Raw genomic sequence first — 352 nt, forward strand, 5'->3', positions numbered from 1 at the left:
ATGGAATTAATTGGATGGATAATGGTATAGTTAAATAAAGATCATCAACGCAAGACAGAAATTTCACCTAACAAAGAGGGAGAGTTGTTATGATGAATTCTGGAATGGTGGATAGCTTGCTTTCGAACGTTCCAATTATTGTTTTAGTCTTTGCTTGTGTCGGGATTGTTTGGAGTGTTTTGAAAAAAAGAAAATATTTAATTGGATTTGTATTCCTCCTCTTAGGGGTAGGAATTCATTACTGGGGTCTGTACGTAGGAAAATGGGAAGGGATGGGTATATCTTTATTCTTTGGCGGGGGAATCGTTCTTCTTGGTTTATTAACTCTACTACTTACTTTTGTTTATTCTAA

1 protein-coding gene is annotated in these 352 nt (G+C 35.2%); it reads left to right on the forward strand.

The genetic code is table 11. The features are described 5' to 3' along the window. Positions 1–89: 89 nt before the first annotated feature. A partial coding sequence (locus tag HOP45_RS20485) for a hypothetical protein (protein ID WP_181351321.1) occupies positions 90–352 on the forward strand: 263 nt, incomplete at its 3' end.

It is taken from the genome of Thalassobacillus sp. CUG 92003, from assembly GCF_013618635.1.
Classification (GTDB): Bacteria; Bacillota; Bacilli; order Bacillales; family Halobacillaceae; genus CUG-92003.